16 protein-coding genes and 1 other annotated feature are annotated in these 17,511 nt (G+C 40.4%); of the genes, 15 read left to right on the top strand and 1 reads right to left on the bottom strand.

Going from position 1 to position 17,511, the window contains the following annotated elements; translation table 11 throughout:
• Window positions 1-300 precede the first annotated feature (300 nt).
• The 9 genes from AAEO50_RS14540 to AAEO50_RS14500 all read left to right on the top strand — a co-directional run bounded on the left by AAEO50_RS14540 (window position 301) and on the right by AAEO50_RS14500 (window position 10,854).
• Window positions 301-438, top strand: a complete 138-nt coding sequence (locus AAEO50_RS14540; RefSeq protein WP_175989135.1) for a YvrJ family protein — start codon at window positions 301-303, stop codon at window positions 436-438.
• Between the two features lie 240 nt (window positions 439-678).
• Complete coding sequence (locus AAEO50_RS14535) at window positions 679-1,824, top strand: exonuclease SbcCD subunit D (protein WP_341985012.1); 1,146 nt, start codon at window positions 679-681, stop codon at window positions 1,822-1,824.
• On the top strand, window positions 1,821-4,955 hold the full coding sequence (locus AAEO50_RS14530) for an SMC family ATPase (RefSeq protein ID WP_341985011.1): 3,135 nt from the start codon (window positions 1,821-1,823) through the stop codon (window positions 4,953-4,955). The genes AAEO50_RS14535 and AAEO50_RS14530 overlap by 4 nt, the downstream gene beginning before the upstream one ends.
• A gap of 116 nt (window positions 4,956-5,071) precedes the next feature.
• A complete protein-coding gene (locus AAEO50_RS14525) occupies window positions 5,072-6,166 on the top strand; it encodes an endospore germination permease (RefSeq protein ID WP_341985009.1) in 1,095 nt (364 codons plus the stop codon).
• Between the two features lie 90 nt (window positions 6,167-6,256).
• Window positions 6,257-7,717, top strand: coding sequence for a spore germination protein (locus AAEO50_RS14520; RefSeq protein WP_341985008.1), 1,461 nt, complete (start codon window positions 6,257-6,259; stop codon window positions 7,715-7,717).
• The gene (locus AAEO50_RS14515; protein ID WP_341985007.1) at window positions 7,714-8,865 is read left to right on the top strand and encodes a Ger(x)C family spore germination protein; all 1,152 of its coding nucleotides are present in this window, start codon (window positions 7,714-7,716) and stop codon (window positions 8,863-8,865) included. The genes AAEO50_RS14520 and AAEO50_RS14515 overlap by 4 nt, the downstream gene beginning before the upstream one ends.
• A 188-nt stretch (window positions 8,866-9,053) precedes the next feature.
• Entirely contained in the window at window positions 9,054-9,350 is a 297-nt protein-coding gene (locus AAEO50_RS14510) for a hypothetical protein (RefSeq protein WP_341985006.1), read from the top strand.
• Entirely contained in the window at window positions 9,347-10,168 is an 822-nt protein-coding gene (gene coaW, locus AAEO50_RS14505; RefSeq protein WP_341985005.1) for a type II pantothenate kinase, read from the top strand. Before AAEO50_RS14510 ends, coaW begins: the two co-directional genes overlap by 4 nt.
• Before the next feature lie 89 nt (window positions 10,169-10,257).
• On the top strand, window positions 10,258-10,854 hold the full coding sequence (locus AAEO50_RS14500) for an SCO family protein (protein ID WP_341985004.1): 597 nt from the start codon (window positions 10,258-10,260) through the stop codon (window positions 10,852-10,854).
• 96 nt (window positions 10,855-10,950) lie between these two features.
• Here AAEO50_RS14500 and AAEO50_RS14495 read toward each other — a convergent pair whose 3' ends face one another.
• A complete protein-coding gene (locus tag AAEO50_RS14495) occupies window positions 10,951-11,121 on the bottom strand; it encodes a hypothetical protein (protein WP_341985003.1) in 171 nt (56 codons plus the stop codon).
• A gap of 34 nt (window positions 11,122-11,155) precedes the next feature.
• On the opposite strand from AAEO50_RS14495, the gene selB reads away from it, so the two are divergent.
• From selB to AAEO50_RS14465, 6 genes are all read left to right on the top strand, one after another.
• Complete coding sequence (selB, locus tag AAEO50_RS14490; RefSeq protein WP_341985001.1) at window positions 11,156-13,054, top strand: selenocysteine-specific translation elongation factor; 1,899 nt, start codon at window positions 11,156-11,158, stop codon at window positions 13,052-13,054.
• A gap of 91 nt (window positions 13,055-13,145) precedes the next feature.
• Entirely contained in the window at window positions 13,146-13,718 is a 573-nt protein-coding gene (locus tag AAEO50_RS14485) for a VanZ family protein (RefSeq protein ID WP_341985000.1), read from the top strand.
• Window positions 13,719-13,826: 108 nt separating this feature from the next.
• Window positions 13,827-14,753 carry a GNAT family N-acetyltransferase gene (locus tag AAEO50_RS14480; protein WP_341984999.1) on the top strand — a complete coding sequence of 309 codons (927 nt, stop codon included), beginning with the start codon at window positions 13,827-13,829 and terminating at the stop codon, window positions 14,751-14,753.
• 54 nt (window positions 14,754-14,807) lie between these two features.
• On the top strand, window positions 14,808-15,443 hold the full coding sequence (locus AAEO50_RS14475; protein ID WP_341984998.1) for an NUDIX hydrolase: 636 nt from the start codon (window positions 14,808-14,810) through the stop codon (window positions 15,441-15,443).
• An 81-nt stretch (window positions 15,444-15,524) separates the two neighbouring features.
• Window positions 15,525-16,151, top strand: a complete 627-nt coding sequence (locus AAEO50_RS14470) for a metal-dependent hydrolase (RefSeq protein WP_341984997.1) — start codon at window positions 15,525-15,527, stop codon at window positions 16,149-16,151.
• 53 nt (window positions 16,152-16,204) lie between these two features.
• Window positions 16,205-16,449 (top strand) — a binding site (T-box leader).
• Window positions 16,450-16,499: 50 nt separating this feature from the next.
• Window positions 16,500-17,501, top strand: a complete 1,002-nt coding sequence (locus AAEO50_RS14465) for a tryptophan--tRNA ligase (RefSeq protein WP_341984996.1) — start codon at window positions 16,500-16,502, stop codon at window positions 17,499-17,501.
• The last annotated feature ends 10 nt before the right edge of the window (window positions 17,502-17,511 follow it).

Here is a 17,511-nt window from a genome sequence, read left to right as displayed (position 1 = left end):
AAGCAAATTAGTTCGGGTTTTTAATTTGTTTAATTGTACATTTAGGTTTAGCTTGTTCCAGCGGTTGATTGGAGTGCAAGACGAAGACTCCTGCGGGAAGAGTAGCTTATGTGAGACCCCGCAGGAGCGAATGCGACGAGGAGGCTCACGGGCTACCCGCGGAAAGCGAAGTCTTGCACGGAAATCAATAGCGGTATTGAGTGCCTATACTTTTGTGGTGGTATTTTAGTTTTTTTCAGCCTCCAGGGTGTCCTTTACCGCATATTCCTTCTATATAAGAAGTGAAAGGAGGTAAGGTACATGGAGTCGATTATTCCTTTTATCTCTGAGGTAGGGTTTCCGATTGTGGTCACGATGTATCTGCTTTATCGTATAGAAACAAAGCTTGATGCCGTCGTATCATCCATTCAGACTCTTCCTCAAAGAATGAAAGAATAAAAAAGGGGAGGCCATTGGTCTCTCTTTTTGTTTTATACCTATAAGTAAAGTAAAATGATAGTCTACTACCCTATCTTATAAATTCTTCTAAATATGCATTATTAATAGGAAATTATTGGTTTTAGTTGTATAATAAGAACAAACGTTCCTGATTGTTTGGTAACAATTCCTTTTCACCCGAGTTTTCACAGTTTGATATAATTTATGAAAGAGATCCAGGTAAAGAGAGGAGATTGAACGGTGAAATTCATACATACAGCTGATTGGCATTTAGGAAAATTGGTTCATGGTATTTATATGACGGAAGAACAGCGATACATATTGGAACAATTCATTGAATTGGTAGAGGAAGAAAAGCCTGATGCGGTCGTGATTGCCGGTGATCTATACGATCGTTCTGTACCTCCGACTGAAGCGGTGGAATTACTGGATGAGGTACTTTACAGGATTAACGTCGAAATGAATACACCCATTGTGGCTGTTTCGGGTAATCACGACAGTGCTGAACGACTTTCGTTTGGCTCTTCCTGGTACAAGCATAGCCACTTTTACTTAAAGGGAAAACTTACAGGTGATTTTACACCAGTAAAAGTGAATGGAGTGAACTTTCATTGTATCCCTTATGCAGAACCGGGAACGGTACGGCAGCTGCTTGGAGATGATTCTATTCATTCCCATCATGATGCCATGAGTGCAATCGTGAACAGAATTCAGGAAGAAATGAACCCGGATGAACCCCATGTTTTTGTAGGACATGCATTTGTACTCGGCGGCAAAACGACGGATTCGGAGAGAACCCTATCCGTGGGTGGATCCGGGTGTGTCGGCAGTGATTTATTCGAGCCATTTCATTATACAGCCCTGGGGCACCTGCACAGCCCTGACGCCATTAAACATGATAGTATCCGCTATTCCGGGTCACTTCTAAAGTATTCATTCTCAGAAGCAAGTCAACGGAAATCAGTGACGATTGTGGAGATGAAGGAAAACGGTTCAATTGAACTCCGCGAACGCAGTTTACGTCCAAAGCAGGATATGAGAGAGCTTAAAGGGCATTTGGAAGAGCTGCTTGACCCGTCTTTCTATCAATCTCAAAAAGTGGATGATTATTTAAAAATCATTCTGCATGATGAGGGGACCCTAATTGACCCGATTAATAAGCTTCGTCAGGTATACCCGAATGTTTTACATCTGGAAAGAAAATTAGAATTGACTGATGCAAAAAAGAAAAGCAGTTTCAAAGTTGTTGAGGATAAAAAGAAGTCAGAACTGGAACTGTTCAAAGAGTTTTACGCGGACATGACGACCGGTGATTTTACACAATCTAAGGAAGATGTATTAGAAAAGGTGATTGAAAAAGCAAGACAGGAGGTGTTTGAAGGGTGAAACCTCTTAAATTAACAATGCAGGCATTCGGTCCATATGCGGGGAGGGAAGTAATTGATTTCCGCCAGCTTGACAACCGTACGATGTTTGTCATTTCAGGAAAAACCGGATCGGGTAAGACGACTATTTTTGACGGTATTTCATACTCGATTTATGGTAAGGCGAGTGGGGAGGACCGGACTCCCACAGAGCTTAGAAGTCAATTTGCCATGGATGACGACGTAACTGAAGTGGAGCTTTTATTCAGTTTAAGAGGGAAGACCTACCGGATCTGGAGGTCCCCCCAGCAGGATAAGAAGAAAGCCCGCGGTGAAGGATTTACGACAATCAACGCCAGATCTGAATTATTTATGTATGATGAAGACGGGGTTGAACAGCTGCTTGCTGCAAATGTCAGGGATGTTGATGAGAAGATAAAATCGCTCATTCAATTGGACGCCAATCAATTCCGGCAGATCCTTATGATTCCTCAAGGGGAATTTCGAAAACTATTAACCTCTGATAGTAAAGATAAAGAAGTTATTTTACAGAGGTTGTTTCACACACAACTTTATAAAACGATCCAGGAAGGGTTGAAGGCGGAAGCCGATGACTTAAGGAAGACAGTGGAAGCATCCGTTGAAACCCGCACAAGGGAATTACTCAAAATCCACGTTCATGACAATGAAGAACTAAAAGAATTATTATTGGAAGAACCTTTAAAAGACAGCAAGATACTTGGCATCCTCCCAGGTCATATTGAAAAGATGGAGGAGCAGCTTGCTGATGTGCAAAATACTTATCAAGCCATCCAAAACAAAAGAGATGATATCAATAAGCAGCTTGCAGAAGCCAATACCCTCCTTCAGCAATTTGAATTGCAGGGAAAATTAACTGATGAATTGAACAAGCTGGAGCAAAGAAAGACTGATAACGAAAGAATCACTCAGGAAATCAATCTTGCTCATAAAGCGTCAAGATTAATAAAGCAGGACGAATACTGCCATAAATTAAATGAAATCCTTAAAGGTCTCAAGCAGGATCTTGATCGATTGATGAAAGAAAAAGAAGCAGCTTCGGTGAAACTTGAGCTTGCTAAAAAGCAATACAAAGAAGAAGCTGGCAAGGAATCTGTCAGGGATGAACTGGTTAAAAAAATTAATCATCTGGAAACGATTCAAAAAGATGTTTACTCGCTCGATTCCTTACAAGAGGAATTGAAGGGAATTCAGGAGAATACCACAAAGCATCAGCAAGTGATAAACAAAAAATCTGAACAAATCACTTTTTTAAGGGCTGGGATCCAGGATAGAGAAGATCGTCTTGAGAAACTTGAAGACAGCCAAAGTAAATTGTTTCAATATGAAAAATCGCTTCAGGAAGAAGAGTCTTTATTAGAAACCCTTAAAGAAATCCAGAAGTTATCTAACCGACTCCAGGAATTCAAGACAAATTATACCCGAATGCATAAGCAGTACAACAACATCGGTAAACGAGTGAAAGATGCATCTGACTTGGTCGTTTATCTTGAAGGGAAATGGCGTTCGGCTCAATCTGCCATCCTGGCACGAGACCTCAGTGATGAATCCCCATGCCCTGTATGTGGATCACATGAGCACCCTAATCCAGCCAGGGATGAACACCAACTGCCTTCTGAAGAAGATATGAATAGCGCAAAGGATACGCTTCAATCTCTTCAGTCTGAAGAAAAGCAAGTGAATCTTGCACTGGCTCAGGAACAAACAAAGATCGAAGGAATAGAAGAGCAAATTCAATTACAGTTCCAAAGGATAGAAAAAGGTGCGGACAAGCTTACAATGGAGAACTATCTGGAAGTCACCAAAGATGTCCAGTTAAAAGCACAAAAGCTTAAAATGGAAATTTTCGAGAAGAAAAAGGAAGTAGAACAGCTCAAGGAGATGAGAGAAGAAGTTAAGAAAGGGAGAGAGAAACTTGCCGAGCTTGAAGAAGCCAGTAAGGGACATCTGGAAAAGCAGCGAGAGCTCGAAATGAATTTCTTAACAAAGAAAACGGCTTTAGAAAAAGTCAGAGAGTCAATCCCTCCAGAACTTAATTCCAAAAAAGACTTTGATTTTACTTTGAAAAAGAGTAAAGTTTCATTGGAAAAGATGAGAGCTGACTTTGAAAAAGCCCAAACCCACTTTTTTGCATGTGAGAACGAATATAAAGTAAAAGAATCACAAGTAATTGAGAAGAAAGCTCAAGTTGAGAAGGCTGATGTTGAGATGAAGCAGGAGCGGGAAGCTTTTCTATCCCTCTTGACTGAGCAAGGATTTCCACATTATCGTGCCTTCCATGAAGCAAAAAGATCGGATGAAGAAATAGCTGAACTCGAAGCGAGAGTAAAGAAATACGGTGAAGATCTGCGCTCCGCGACAGACCGGTTATCCGATGTCAGTAAGCAGCTTGAAAATAAAGAAAAGCCGGAAATCCATCTTATTGAAGATTCATTGACAGCTGTTTCTGAAGAAATGAAGAAGATAAACGAAACACTCAACAACCTGCTTTCACATACGCAGGAAAATAAAAATATCCTTTCCCGGGTTGTTGAAATCAATGAAGACATAAAAGAGTTGGAAAACACATATCAAACGGTCGGACACCTTGCAGACATTGCGCGCGGACAAAATGCAAACCGCCTTACCTTTGAAAGGTATGTATTGGCTTCTTTTCTTGAAGATATTCTAAGTATTGCAAATGAGCGGTTAGTCAAAATGACAGCCGGCAGGTACAACCTGATCCGGAAGACAGACAGAAGCAAAGGGAATGTACAAAGTGGTCTGGAATTGCTCGTCTTTGATCAATACACCGGTCAGGAAAGACACGTCAAGACCTTATCAGGGGGAGAAAGCTTTAAAGCGTCCCTCGCATTGGCTCTTGGACTTGCAGATGTCGTCCAGCAATATGCAGGAGGCGTATCCCTTGAAACGATGTTCATCGACGAAGGATTTGGTACCCTCGACCCTGAATCCCTGGATCATGCCATCGAAGCTTTAATGGACATCCAAAGCAGCGGCCGCCTGGTCGGTTTGATTTCCCATGTTCCTGAATTGAAAGAGAGGATCGATGCAAGGCTGGAAGTCATTTCTTCACAAAATGGAAGCAGGACAGAATTTCAATTTATGGTCTAACACTTATTTATTTAAAAAAGTCAGGGCATCCCTGACTTTTTTTGTTTATTAACAGGTTAGTTTCGGAGTTCAGAGGAAATAAATAGAAATACGTTATATACTTGAGGAGTTTTGAAATGAAGAACTTACAGCCAGTCCTGATTCCAAGGCAACTGACCTTATTATTGATTCTTTCTACCGGATTATTAAACCATGTTATGATCATCCCGAGTATTTTACATGCTTCAGGCAGGGACGGATGGATAAGTGTGATCATTTCCTATCCTGTCTTAATATTGGCCACGTTTCTGATTTATTACACACTGAAAAATTCTCCGCCGGAAGGTTTCTTTCACCTCCTGAGAGCAAAATGGAACAAGGCATTCGTTTGGCTGTTCGGTCTGCCAGTCTGTTTATTTTTGCTTGCAAGCGCATATATCACGTTCGTTGATTTAATAATATGGTTAAGGGCATATTTTTTAGCTGATGTCCCCAAATTAGTGATTGTCATCATTATGACATTCACTTGTTTCTTGATTACATGGTCGGGGGTTAAATATATGGCCATAGCAAGCGGATTATTATTACCGCTGGTCATGATTTTTGGGTTTTTCATTGCCTTCACCAATACAAACATGAAAGACCCCAGTCTGCTTTTTCCTATTTTCAGCGACGGCTTTTATCCTGTTTACAAAGGCATGATCTATGTTCTGAGCGGATTGTTGGAGATATACATAATCATTCTGCTTCAGCCTTTCAGTAAAGGAAAAATAAAAATGCATCATCTCATTATTTTAGGACTTATTTTCCTGGGACTGATCATGGGCCCTTTAACTGCATCTATCATGGAGTTCGGATATGTGGAAGCTTCGAAAATGAGGTATCCCGCCTATGAACAGTGGAGGATCCTGGGCATTGGGGAGTTCATTACTCATCTTGACTTTTTCGCTCTTTATCAATGGTTATCCGGAGCTGTCATCAGAATCGGTTTGTTTATTTTTTTATTGGGGTTCTTGATTACAAGTTCCAAAAACAACTACAGAATGAAACTTAGGGTTATAGTGCCTTTGTACGTTGTGTTCTTGTCATTACTGCTTGTTGATATCGATACATTCTATTTTTATCGTTTTTTATATGAGTTTTTCTTTCCTTTCGCTGTTGTATTTTTACTGTTTCAGATCATTGTAAGTGCTTTGATTGTGAAAGCCTTCTCCCTCACTGGCTCACGTTAAGAATAAGGAAAAGGTCGCAGGCAGACGTCTAGAAAGCAACAATCCGCCTCGCTAAAATATGCTGCTCACACAAAAAGGATGTTGTTTAGTATGAAATATGATTTAAAGGATCAAGGTAAAAAGATTTCAGCAACAGAAAAGATTGAAGAGTTAAAATCCTTATTTTGTAAAAGTCAGGATTTACTTTTTAAAGAACATCAATTTGAACAGGGAAAGGTAACAATGGTTTTTTTTGAGAGCCTCATAGATACCCAATACCTTGATAAATTCATTCTGCCCCGGCTTGATATATTTACAGAAAAACCCGTTATACAAAAGTTTCAGGCATATTTTCAAATTGAAAATCTTACGGATCAGGATCAAGAACACATTTTATCATCCTTATTTACAGGCTATGTGCTCTTTTTTGTAGAGGACGTAATCTTTGGTGTTCAGGCAGGGAGTCTTCCTAAGAGGGATCCGGAAGAATCTGCGCTCGAAACATCAATCCGGGGACCGAAGGACGGGTTTGTAGAGGATTTATATACAAATATCTCTTTAGTGAGGAGAAGAATCTTTTCGCCATCATTATGTGTCGAAAAATATATTGTGGGCAGCAGAAGCAAGACTAAAGTGGCAATCTTATATTTAGATGATGTGCTTGATGAAAGGGTACTGGTGGAACTTCATAAAAGACTAGAAAAAATTGAAATTGACGTACTAGTCTCCAATGAAGAGCTTGAGTCGCTTATAGGGGATTCTCCTTATTCGATATTTCCAGGTTTTGATTATACCGGGAGACCTGACTTTATCGTGGAAAGCTTAAATCAAGGCAGGTTTGCCATCATGGTGGACGGGTGTCCCACTGTGTCGTTTGCACCTGTAAATTTACTTTTACAAACTAAATCGCCTGAAGATTCAAACATCAATTATTTCTTCGTCTCGATAGAACGATTGATCAGGATGAGCGGCTTGCTTATATCTGGGTTTCTACCGGGTATATGGGTAGCTTTTTCTGCTTATAATCTTGAACAGATTCCTTATTTGCTTGTCGCTACGATTTCGATGTCAAGATTTGGATTGCCGCTTTCTGCCCCTGTTGAAATGTTCATTGTACTGTTTTTGTTTGAATTCTTTAATGAAGCTGGCGTACGGCTGCCGCGCGCCATCGGGCAGACTGTTTCGGTACTTGGCGGTCTCATTGTCGGGGATGCTGCCATTCGGGCGGGATTAACTTCCCCTACCATGCTCGTTGTAGGGGCCATAACATATATTTCATCTTTTACGCTCGTCAACCAATCATTAAAGAACGGGCTGACAATTTTAAGGTTTATCGTGTTACTTTTAAGCACGTTATTCGGGTTGTTTGGAGTGATATTATCTTTTGTGGTCACCATTCTGTATTTAGCCACAAAATCTTCATTTGGTGTCCCATACTTGGGTTCTGCTGCCCCTATAAGTTTAACGGAATCTCTTCGGGCATATTTAAAGTTACCACTTCAATTTTATAAGGATCGTACGAAATCGACAAGTCCGTCTGATTCTGAAAGGAAGGGAAATGAAGGATCGTGACTTCTAAGACAATCAAAATCTGTATCATATCATTATTGCTTCTTTTATCAGGATGTACCGGAATTAAAAATATTCAGGACCTGACGTATGTCGTGACAATCGGTATGGACTATAATCCAGAAAATGATGAATATACCGTTTATCTGCAAGGCTTGAATTTCATTAATGTTGCTAAACAAGAAACCAGACCCGCTGAGACAGTACCTACATTGGTCGGTACGGCAACTGGTAAAACGATGAATCTGGCAGTAAGTAAATTATACAGGCTGTCCAGGCCGCCATTATTCTTCGGGCATACAAAAGCGCTCGTGTTATCCAAAAATGTGATGGAATATAAATTCAAGGAAGTGCTGGAGGAAGTAGGGAGAAACCGTTCGTTGAGACCTAACCTTTTATTATTCACAACCGATCAAAATATAAAGGAACTCCTCCACACTAAAGGCTTATTCAGCTATCCCCCTGTCTATACGGTTTTGTTGACGGAAGAACATATTGAGACCAGTCAGGATGATATTGGTCCAGTCAGCCTAATGTCATTCTTAAGAAAATATCATGAGCCGATGGGATCTGCAGCCATTCCAATATTGACAATCAATCATGAGGCATGGGAAACTGATTCGCCTGATCCTGTACTTCTGCTGAATGGTTATAGCCTTTTTCAGAGTTCCTCATACAGGGGATCTCTTCCATCCAAGGAGGCTATATGGGTTGACTGGCTTCTTCATAAAAGGAACCAAATCAACTATGGTCTTTATATGGAAGATGAACTGACCGCTACCTTTAAACTATCCTCACAGAAATTGAAAGTGGAATACAGTAAGGACTCAACCAAACCCGCATTCACACTTAATGTGAATGTAGAAGCGGAGCTGTTGGAAAAGTTAGAGGAAATACCCTATCAAAAGGTGAAAGGTTCATTGGAGGATTCGATCAAAAAGGAAATTCAGTCTGTTTATGATATCGGGATTGAAAAGAAGGTGGATCTACTGAATGTCGGTGAGAAATACTACAGATTTAAGGCTGGTCAATACAAGGGACTCAAGGATAGGAAATCATTTTATCTTAGTAAAGATTCTTTAGAAAAAATCAATGTCAAGGTAAACCTTACACATTATAACGCCTACCGGTTTGATAAAGTGAAGGACTGATTCCTTTCTGTGCACAGCCCCACCCGGGGTTACAGAGAACAGGATTTCAGTATTGCGTCATGTACTCATCATAATAACACCTGTGGAAAATTAGTGTGATTTACCTGACTCTTCTATTTACACTTTATATTTCCAAATAAGTTTAATATGATTAAGACAATAAGACTTTTAAAAAGCAGGTGAAATTCATGAAAATAAGTATTTATATATTAATATTATTAATCTCAGCTGCAGTCGCAATCGGATGGAGCTGGAAAAGGCTTTTGGATTTCAATAGTTACAAAAAGCCCTTTTTAGAAGGGGTTGCACTTCAATTTTTCTTCCTCCTGTTAGCCTCCATATGGTGGCTTTTGACAGAGGATTTTTCTAAGGGGATCATGGGTGTATTTTATTATCTTATCGCTTTCCTGGTCATCATGGTGATCCATGGGTATATTCTGCATTATCTATTTTCAAAAAAGAAAATGAAAGAAGAAGCAGAATGAAGGCTATTGGAATCGATGCAGGAGGAACACTGACTAAAGTTGTGTACGAAGAGCAAGGGAGATACCATTATAAAACCTATGACAGTAAAGAATTACTTTCTGTGATAAAGTGGCTCGAACTCACTTCACCTCATGCAGAATTATATGTAACCGGCGGCAGGGCAGGGAAAATTAAGTCATTGATTCCTGATTGTACTGTGTATCCTGAATTCAAAGCAGTTGAAGTAGGGACGAGATGGCTTCTAAAGGATCAAAAACATAATGTAGACCGTTCTATTCTCGTGAATATCGGAACAGGGACTTCTTTTTTTATTATGGATCAGAGAGATTTCACTCGTGTACTCGGAAGCGGCATAGGCGGTGGGATGTTTATGGGGCTGGGTGCCAAATTGACCGGGGTGAAAGATTTCAATGAAATGGTGAGATTATCTGCAAAAGGCCGGCGGGCATCAGTCGACTTGATGGTGAACGAGATTTATGAAGGTCAAGAGGCACCTGTTCCTGAATATTTGACAGCTGCTAATTTCGCAAAATACCAAGATGGTAAGGCTAGAAAAGAAGATGTATTAAGATCGTTAACCAATATGATGGCGGAGACGATCATTTTACTGGCCCATCAACTGTCACAGAATCATAAAACTCGATCAATCGCTTTTATCGGCAGTACCCTAAATTCCAACTTACCTCTTAAAGAAGATTTGTCTCAATTCAAAGAGATGCTTGATTATGACCCCATCTTTATGGAAAACGGAGCCTTCTCAGGCAGTCACGGTGCTCTGTGCTTAGGGTTGAAAGCACAGGGGGATTTCACAAAATAGTCATGGAAACTCATGAGAAGCACATTGTTTTTTCTCATTCTATCTACTAACATAGAATGAGAATAGCAGTGAAAGCGGAGGAGATTGAAGTGTCAAAATCGAAAAGACTAGTAGTGATGATGACTCTGATCGGTATTCTCATTGCGGGTTGCAGCAATAGTGACTTTCAAGCAGAAACGAATTACGAGATATCAGACTTTACTTATACCAACCAAAATAATGAAAAAGTGAGTTTGAAGGATTTAGAGGGAAAAGTATGGATTGCGGATTTTATTTTTACGAATTGTGAAACAGTGTGTCCCCCTATGACCTTTAACCTGACAAAGCTTCAAAAGGAACTGAAGAAAGAAGGGGTGGAGGACTACAAGATCGTTTCCTTCAGTGTAGACCCTGAACATGATAAGCCTCAGGTCTTGAAAGACTATCTTTCAAAATATGAAGCGGATGAAAGTAAATGGGAATTGCTTACTGGATATCAGTTTGACGAAATCAAGGAGTTTGCCGAACACTCCTTCAAATCAATCGTGGCTGAAGATCCTAACTCTGATCAAGTCATTCACGGTACGAGCTTCTTCCTCGTCAACCAAGAAGGTGTTGTCGTCAAGACTTACAGTGGAAACACGGAAGTACCTTATGCCGAAATCACAGCTGATATAAAGACGCTGATTCAAGAAGGTTCAAATTAAGACAGACACAGGAATAGCCAAGATAAAGCTTGATTTATCTTGGCTGTTTTTTTATTTCAGTAAAGGGTATATGGTAAAGTTAGTCTATAAATAAGATTAGATTAAGCGGGTGATGATGATTCGAAAATCAAAAGGAATATTTATCTTTGATTGTGTGATCACAATCGTCATACTTCTCTGGACAATTAAGTCTTTCTCAGAAGGGGAGAACGTGAAAGGCATGCTGTTTATCGCATGTTTTGCATTGATGACGGGAGTATTATTCACACATTATAAAAAGAGGAACTCGTAGCGAAAGCAGGTGAGAAGGTTGGAAAAACGGTTTTATACGGTCGGGATGGCCGGGCACATTGATCACGGTAAGACCACGCTCACAAAAGCGCTCACCAATATTGACACCGATCGGCTCAAAGAAGAAAAGGAAAGACAGATTTCAATAGAACTCGGGTTTGCCCCTCTTCATCAAGAGGAGGATATGCAGATTTCAATCGTCGATGTACCTGGTCATGAGCGTTTCATCAGAAGGATGATTGCAGGTGTAGGAGGAATCGACCTGGTGGTGCTGGTCATAGCAGCTGACGAAGGGGTAATGCCGCAAACACGTGAGCATGTGGACATCCTTTCTCTTCTTGGAATCACGAATGCTATTATCGTTCTTACAAAACTTTCAAAGGTGGATGCTGACTTAAGAGAACTTGCAAAAGATGAAGTAGCGGAAGAACTTAAAGGTTCCCCTTTTGAAAACGCACCGTTAATGATGGTCGATAGTGTATCGGGAGAAGGCATCCAAGAGTTAAAGGATTTAATCATTCGTTCTACGGAGGAAATTCCAGTCAGGAGTGCATCAGGGGAATTTCGCATGCCGATCGATCAGGTATTTACCTTGAAGGGGCAAGGGACAATCGTGAGGGGGACCATATACGAGGGCACAATCATGACAGGAGCTGATCTTACCCTTCTTCCACAAGGTATTTCAACGAAAGCGAGACAAATTCAAGTTCATGGAATGAATACCTTGCAAGGCTTTGCAGGACAGCGTACAGCCATCAATTTAGCAGGGATTAATTATCAGCACGTAGAACGCGGGAACGCATTGGTTTCCTCTTCCGATTTTGCTGTGACGGACACGATCGATGTCTCATTAAACCTACTTGAAGAAATCAGACTTGGGCTTAAACAGCGAATGGAGGTCAAGGTTCATACAGGGACTTCCGAAGTGATGGGGAAACTTATATTCTTTGACCGCAATCGGGTAGAACAAGAAGTGGAATCCATTTTATGCCAGATTCGATTAAGCGATAATATTGTAGTAAAACGCGGTGATCGATTTATCATAAGAAGGCCAACTCCGGTAGAAACTTTAGGCGGCGGCTGGATTATTAACCCTCACGGAGGAAAATACAAATTCGGAAGCGAAACGATTTCAAAGTTACGTTCAATAAAAGAAGGGACTCCGGAAGAGCGGATATTAAAACTGCTTGATAGGGAGAAGAGCGTATCCAAGGAATACATTCTTCAGAAAGTATCAGTCAGTTGGGACGAACTTACCGAAGTTATGAATCAACACGGGTGGGTCGAGTTGCGCGCATCCCATGTGACACATACAAGTATTGTTGAGAAATGTGAGAAAATGATCAGGGATGTTCTGCGTACATATCATGACAAACATCCCCTCGAAAAAGGAATCAATACGGGGGAACTGCAACAAATGCTGAAGTCTTACCCTGATGCACTGATCCAACATAGTATACAGAGGTTACTTCGGCAACAGGAGGTTAAAAAAGAAAATGGAGTCCTGAGTATGGAGGATTTCACCCCACGCCTTCCCTCTCAATGGGAAAAAAGATGTATACAGCTGATACAATCGATCCTAAAAGATGACTTGAAGGTTAAAACAATGGAAGAGTATTTTCAAGAAGCTGGCATACCTGAATCATTGCGGCAAGGATTTTATCATTTCTTTGTACAGGAAAAGTGGATCGCTCCATTGGATGAAAAATATGCTTATGCACATGAGACCTATGTGCAAGCAGTCGAATTATTGAAGAAAAATACAGAGCAATCTTTTGGGATCGCACAAGCAAAAGAAGTACTGGGCTTATCGCGTAAATACATGATCCCATTTTTAGAAAGGCTGGATAAAGAAGGATATACAGTCAGAATGCAAGAAAAGAGGAAATGGATTTCACACGAAGAATAGCAGGGATATGTTTTCCTTTCTTAGAAATGTGGTATAAATGTACTCATACAATTGTATATCTTAGTAAAAGTATGAAAGTGGGAGACGTAAGATGCATGAATTATGGAGCGCATTCGGATGGGTGATTCCCATTCTTGCACTGGTGACCATTACTTCTATCCTAGCCGTCTCCATTTGGAAAAAGAAAAAGGGTAAGGGAAGGTGGATGAACCTCCTTCCCGTTTTATTGCTTTCCATTTCCATTGGCGGCATATGTTTGATCACCCTCACACCATTTCTGGGTGGCGGAGGCGTAAACGGCGGAAGTAATGGCCAAACCAATATGGAGCCATTCTCCAATCTGAAATTGAACCTTCTATACCGGAATCACTTAGAGGTTCCGATCCGAAATTTATTAGCCAATGTCTTTCTGTTTGTACCATTCGCTTTCTTTTCAAGCTGGTGGATGCGACACCAAAGAGCGATTGTCCTGAAGGTGACGTTTCTTGGAGCACTCCTTTCGTTCTTTATAGAGTTGACTCAATATTTTCTCCCTCTGGGTAGATCTACAGACATTGATGATTGGCTGATGAACACACTCGGCTCACTTATAGGCGGTATTCTTTTCATCATAGGAGGCTTCTTTTACAAAGTGTGGAGGTTAAATAACAGAAAAAATAAATGATAGAAGTCATTGGGAGTATAGACCTTAAGAGGTTTATGCTCTTTTTTCTATTAGAATTAGAAAATTATGTTAATATAAAGAGGATATCAGCTAAAAAGGAGAACATACATGGAAATAACGATAGAGAAGGCATCCTTTGAAGATGCTGCATTATTAACTAAAATAAAGAAAAAAACGTTTGATGCGGAAGCTGTGAGATGGCTTGATGAAGATAAAAGTGTAGTGGACTACAATATCCAGCCGCCTGGTTACGACTCAATTGAAAAGAACAGGTATATGATACGGGAATTGGAAGTTTACAAGGTAATAGCAGATAAACAGATGGCAGGGGGAATCTTTATCACCCTGACAGGTACAACATACGGAAGAATCGACCGCATCTTTATTCATCCTGATTTTCAAGGCAAAGGGATTGGGTCAAGAGTGATGCAATTGATTGAGAAAGAATTTCCTGAAGTGAGAATATGGAATCTTGAAACATCTGCAAGACAAAAGAATAATCACTATTTTTACGAAAAAATGGGGTTTCGGAACACATTTGAATTTGATGAGGAATATTGCTACGAAAAGAGAATTGAAAAGAATGTGAAAGATAAAAGACTCCTCATGGATGAAAATCTTTCAGGAAGGCTTTATGAACAATGTGATTTGAGTAATTCAGTCTGCTATGGGGTTAATCTGGAAGGTAGTTCAGTCAGTAACAGTAATTTGATGGATGTACATGTGAGTAACTGTAATATGAGAAATGGAAAGTATCAAAATATCAATTTAACACACTCTTTATTCGCGGATTTGAATCTTTCATATAGCAAAATTGCCCATGTAACACTAGGTGGTGTGCGATTTCTCAATACGAGCCTGGGAGAAAGTGAAGATCCGTTGAGTTTTGAAGGATGTAATCTTCAAGGAAGCAAGTTTTCTAACTGCAATTTAAAAGGTGTTGAAATTCAGGAAAGCGACCTGTCAGGAATGAAAATTGATAACATACCGGTAGAAGAACTTTTAGAAGCATATAAGCGGCTTCACAATACATAATGCAGGGGAGACATGATTTAAGTACATTGACGACAAACTGAAGGAGGAAGGTCTATGAATGTAGAGAACCTATCCATCTTTGATGAAGATTATAATAGACTGGGAGAACGCACGCGAGAGGAAGTCCATGCAAGTGGGTATTGGCATGAAACGTTCCACTGCTGGCTGACTCACTATGACGAAGACAGCGGGGAAGAATATATTTATTTTCAACTGAGGAGTGATCGAAAAAAAGATTACCCCGGACTATTGGATATTACAGCTGCAGGTCATATTTTGTCTCATGAATTGATTGAAGATGGTGTAAGGGAGGTTCATGAAGAGTTGGGGATAAAGATTGATTTCGATGATCTCTCTTTTGCGGGGGTAATAAAAGAAGAGTTGATTGGCAGCGGTATTATAGACCGCGAGTTAGCGAATGTTTTCTTATACACCAACCCTGTGACCTTTGAAAGCTTTGATCTTCAATTGGATGAACTATCGGGGATATTACGCACCTCTTTGCGAAACTTTGAAAAGCTATTTACCCACGAAAAAGAGGAAGTCTGTTCAGAAGGCTTTATTATTAATGCCGGCTCTGAAAAGGAATACATAAAAAGAAATATATCAATAGAGGACTTTGTCGCTCATCCGAATGCTTATTTTCATGAGATTATTAAAAGAGTTAAGATTGTACTGCAGGGAAAATAATTCAAGTTTCCCATGTTCATTTCCACTTAAATCCTCTATCATGGTAATTTCAGTATTGCATGTAGAATAAGGAGGAGAGTTGTGAACGGAACAGCACATATGGCAGCGGGAGCAGCTGCAGGATTCATCACAGCCAACTCAATGGGATCGAACCTCAGCATGACCGCCGTTCTTGTCACAGTTGGGGGGATTTCAGGGCTGATGCCGGATATGGATATCGATGGGAAGCTCAGCAATAAAGTGACGTTCTCACCGAAGATGATCAGAGCGGTAGCTCAAGTAATCGGTTTATTGATGATGGTTTATAGTTTCCTTGAAGAGCACGGGAGAGAACAATGGATAGGAATAGGGTATGGCATAGGTATACTATTGTTGTCAGCGGTCATCACACAAAGAAGGATGTTGACATTTACAGGAATTGGTGTGACTGCCGCAGGCTGGCACCTTAACGAAACCTGGTTATGGCTGCTGGGGATATACATAGTGATCGCTTCCTTCGTATCACACCGGAGTTATACCCATTCACTGCTTGGAATGATTTTTTTCGGATTCATTGCAAAATACTTTGAATCTTCACTGAAGATTGAAGGCATATTTGAAGCTTGTATGCTCGGATATGCCAGTCACTTAGCAGGAGATATGAAGTTCCTTCCATTCAACAGGAGAGGTGTGAAATTATTTCTGCCTTTTACATCAAAGGAAATATAAAAAGTATTGACCATTTTTTTCGCTTACTATAAAATATTGGAAACAAGAAAATTATGTATGCAATGATGAAGAAAAGTAAGCTGTTGAAACACTTCAGAGAGCTGATGGCCGGTGCGAATCAGTGTGGGGAAATAGTCGAATGGGCTTCTGAGCATCCAGACTGAAAGTGGAAGTAGGTTTTGGCGGAAAGTCTCACCGATAAAAGGGACAATGTATCGAGGAAGGATCCTCTGTACAGATAAGTGCGTTCACGGCTATGAACGAATGAAGGTGGCACCACGGGTTTCCCGTCCTTTTTAGGACGGGGAGCCCTTTTTGTGTTTAAAGAAAATGGGAGGATTGAAAGTGATGAAAAAGCAAGTATTGACGGGGATCAAACCAACAGGAAGGGTACACCTGGGGAATTACATCGGTGCGATAAAACCAGCTCTTGAACTGGCGGGAAATGAATTATACCAGCCTGCATATTTTGTAGCGGATTATCATGGACTTACGAAGATACATGACAAAGAAGAAATGAACCAGCTCAGCAGGGGAATTGCAGCAACATGGTTAGCACTGGGGCTTGATCCGGAAAAAGCAATCTTTTACAGGCAATCGGATGTTCCGGAGATTTTTGAATTAAGCTGGATATTAGCCTGTTTCTCACCAAAAGGATTGATGAACCGCGCACATGCCTATAAATCCATTGTCGAGGAAAATCTTCACACAGGAAGAGAAGCAGATACAGGTGTGAATATGGGGGTATTTACGTATCCGATCTTGATGGCAGCGGATATTCTTCTTTTCCAAACTGAAATTGTTCCGGTTGGAAAGGATCAAATCCAGCATGTTGAAATCGCAAGGGATATCGCTGAAAGCTTTAATCATACCTATGGTGAAACATTCACACTTCCTCAGTATGTCATCGAAGAAGAAACCGCCGTGCTCCCCGGATTGGATGGACGTAAGATGAGTAAAAGCTATAACAATACCATTCCATTATTCGAGGAACCGAAAAAGCTCCAAAAACTGATCAATAAGATCAAGACAGATTCGAGTCCCCCTGAGGCGCCGAAGGATCCGGATGATTCCATCATTTTTTCATTATATAAAGAATTTGCTACAGAACTTCAAACCGAAGAAATGAGAAATCGATTCCTAACCGGGATCGGATGGGGGGAAGCCAAGAAAGAGCTTTTTGAAGTCATGAATGTTCATTTGGAAGAGCCCCGTGAAAGATATAATGAGTTGATGGCATCGCCTGATAAGCTTAATGAAATGTTACTGCATGGAGCAGAAAAAGCAAGAAAGAAAACAAGACCTTTTTTGGAAGAAGTCAAAATGAAAATCGGGATTATCCACTCATAATAAAAAGCAG

Source organism: Rossellomorea oryzaecorticis (assembly GCF_038405515.1).
In the GTDB taxonomy this organism is placed as follows: Bacteria; Bacillota; Bacilli; order Bacillales; family Bacillaceae_B; genus Rossellomorea; species Rossellomorea oryzaecorticis_A.
This window is presented reverse-complemented; position numbering and strand designations above follow the sequence as displayed.

Coding starts and splice junctions, on each gene's coding strand:
- AAEO50_RS14510 (WP_341985006.1), top strand. CDS start 9,054: ATGAAAATAAGTATTTATATATTAATATTATTAATCTCAGCTGCAGTC.
- coaW (WP_341985005.1), top strand. CDS start 9,347: ATGAAGGCTATTGGAATCGATGCAGGAGGAACACTGACTAAAGTTGTG.
- AAEO50_RS14485 (WP_341985000.1), top strand. CDS start 13,146: ATGCATGAATTATGGAGCGCATTCGGATGGGTGATTCCCATTCTTGCA.
- AAEO50_RS14540 (WP_175989135.1), top strand. CDS start 301: ATGGAGTCGATTATTCCTTTTATCTCTGAGGTAGGGTTTCCGATTGTG.
- AAEO50_RS14475 (WP_341984998.1), top strand. CDS start 14,808: ATGAATGTAGAGAACCTATCCATCTTTGATGAAGATTATAATAGACTG.
- AAEO50_RS14525 (WP_341985009.1), top strand. CDS start 5,072: ATGAAGAACTTACAGCCAGTCCTGATTCCAAGGCAACTGACCTTATTA.
- AAEO50_RS14465 (WP_341984996.1), top strand. CDS start 16,500: ATGAAAAAGCAAGTATTGACGGGGATCAAACCAACAGGAAGGGTACAC.
- AAEO50_RS14480 (WP_341984999.1), top strand. CDS start 13,827: ATGGAAATAACGATAGAGAAGGCATCCTTTGAAGATGCTGCATTATTA.
- AAEO50_RS14520 (WP_341985008.1), top strand. CDS start 6,257: ATGAAATATGATTTAAAGGATCAAGGTAAAAAGATTTCAGCAACAGAA.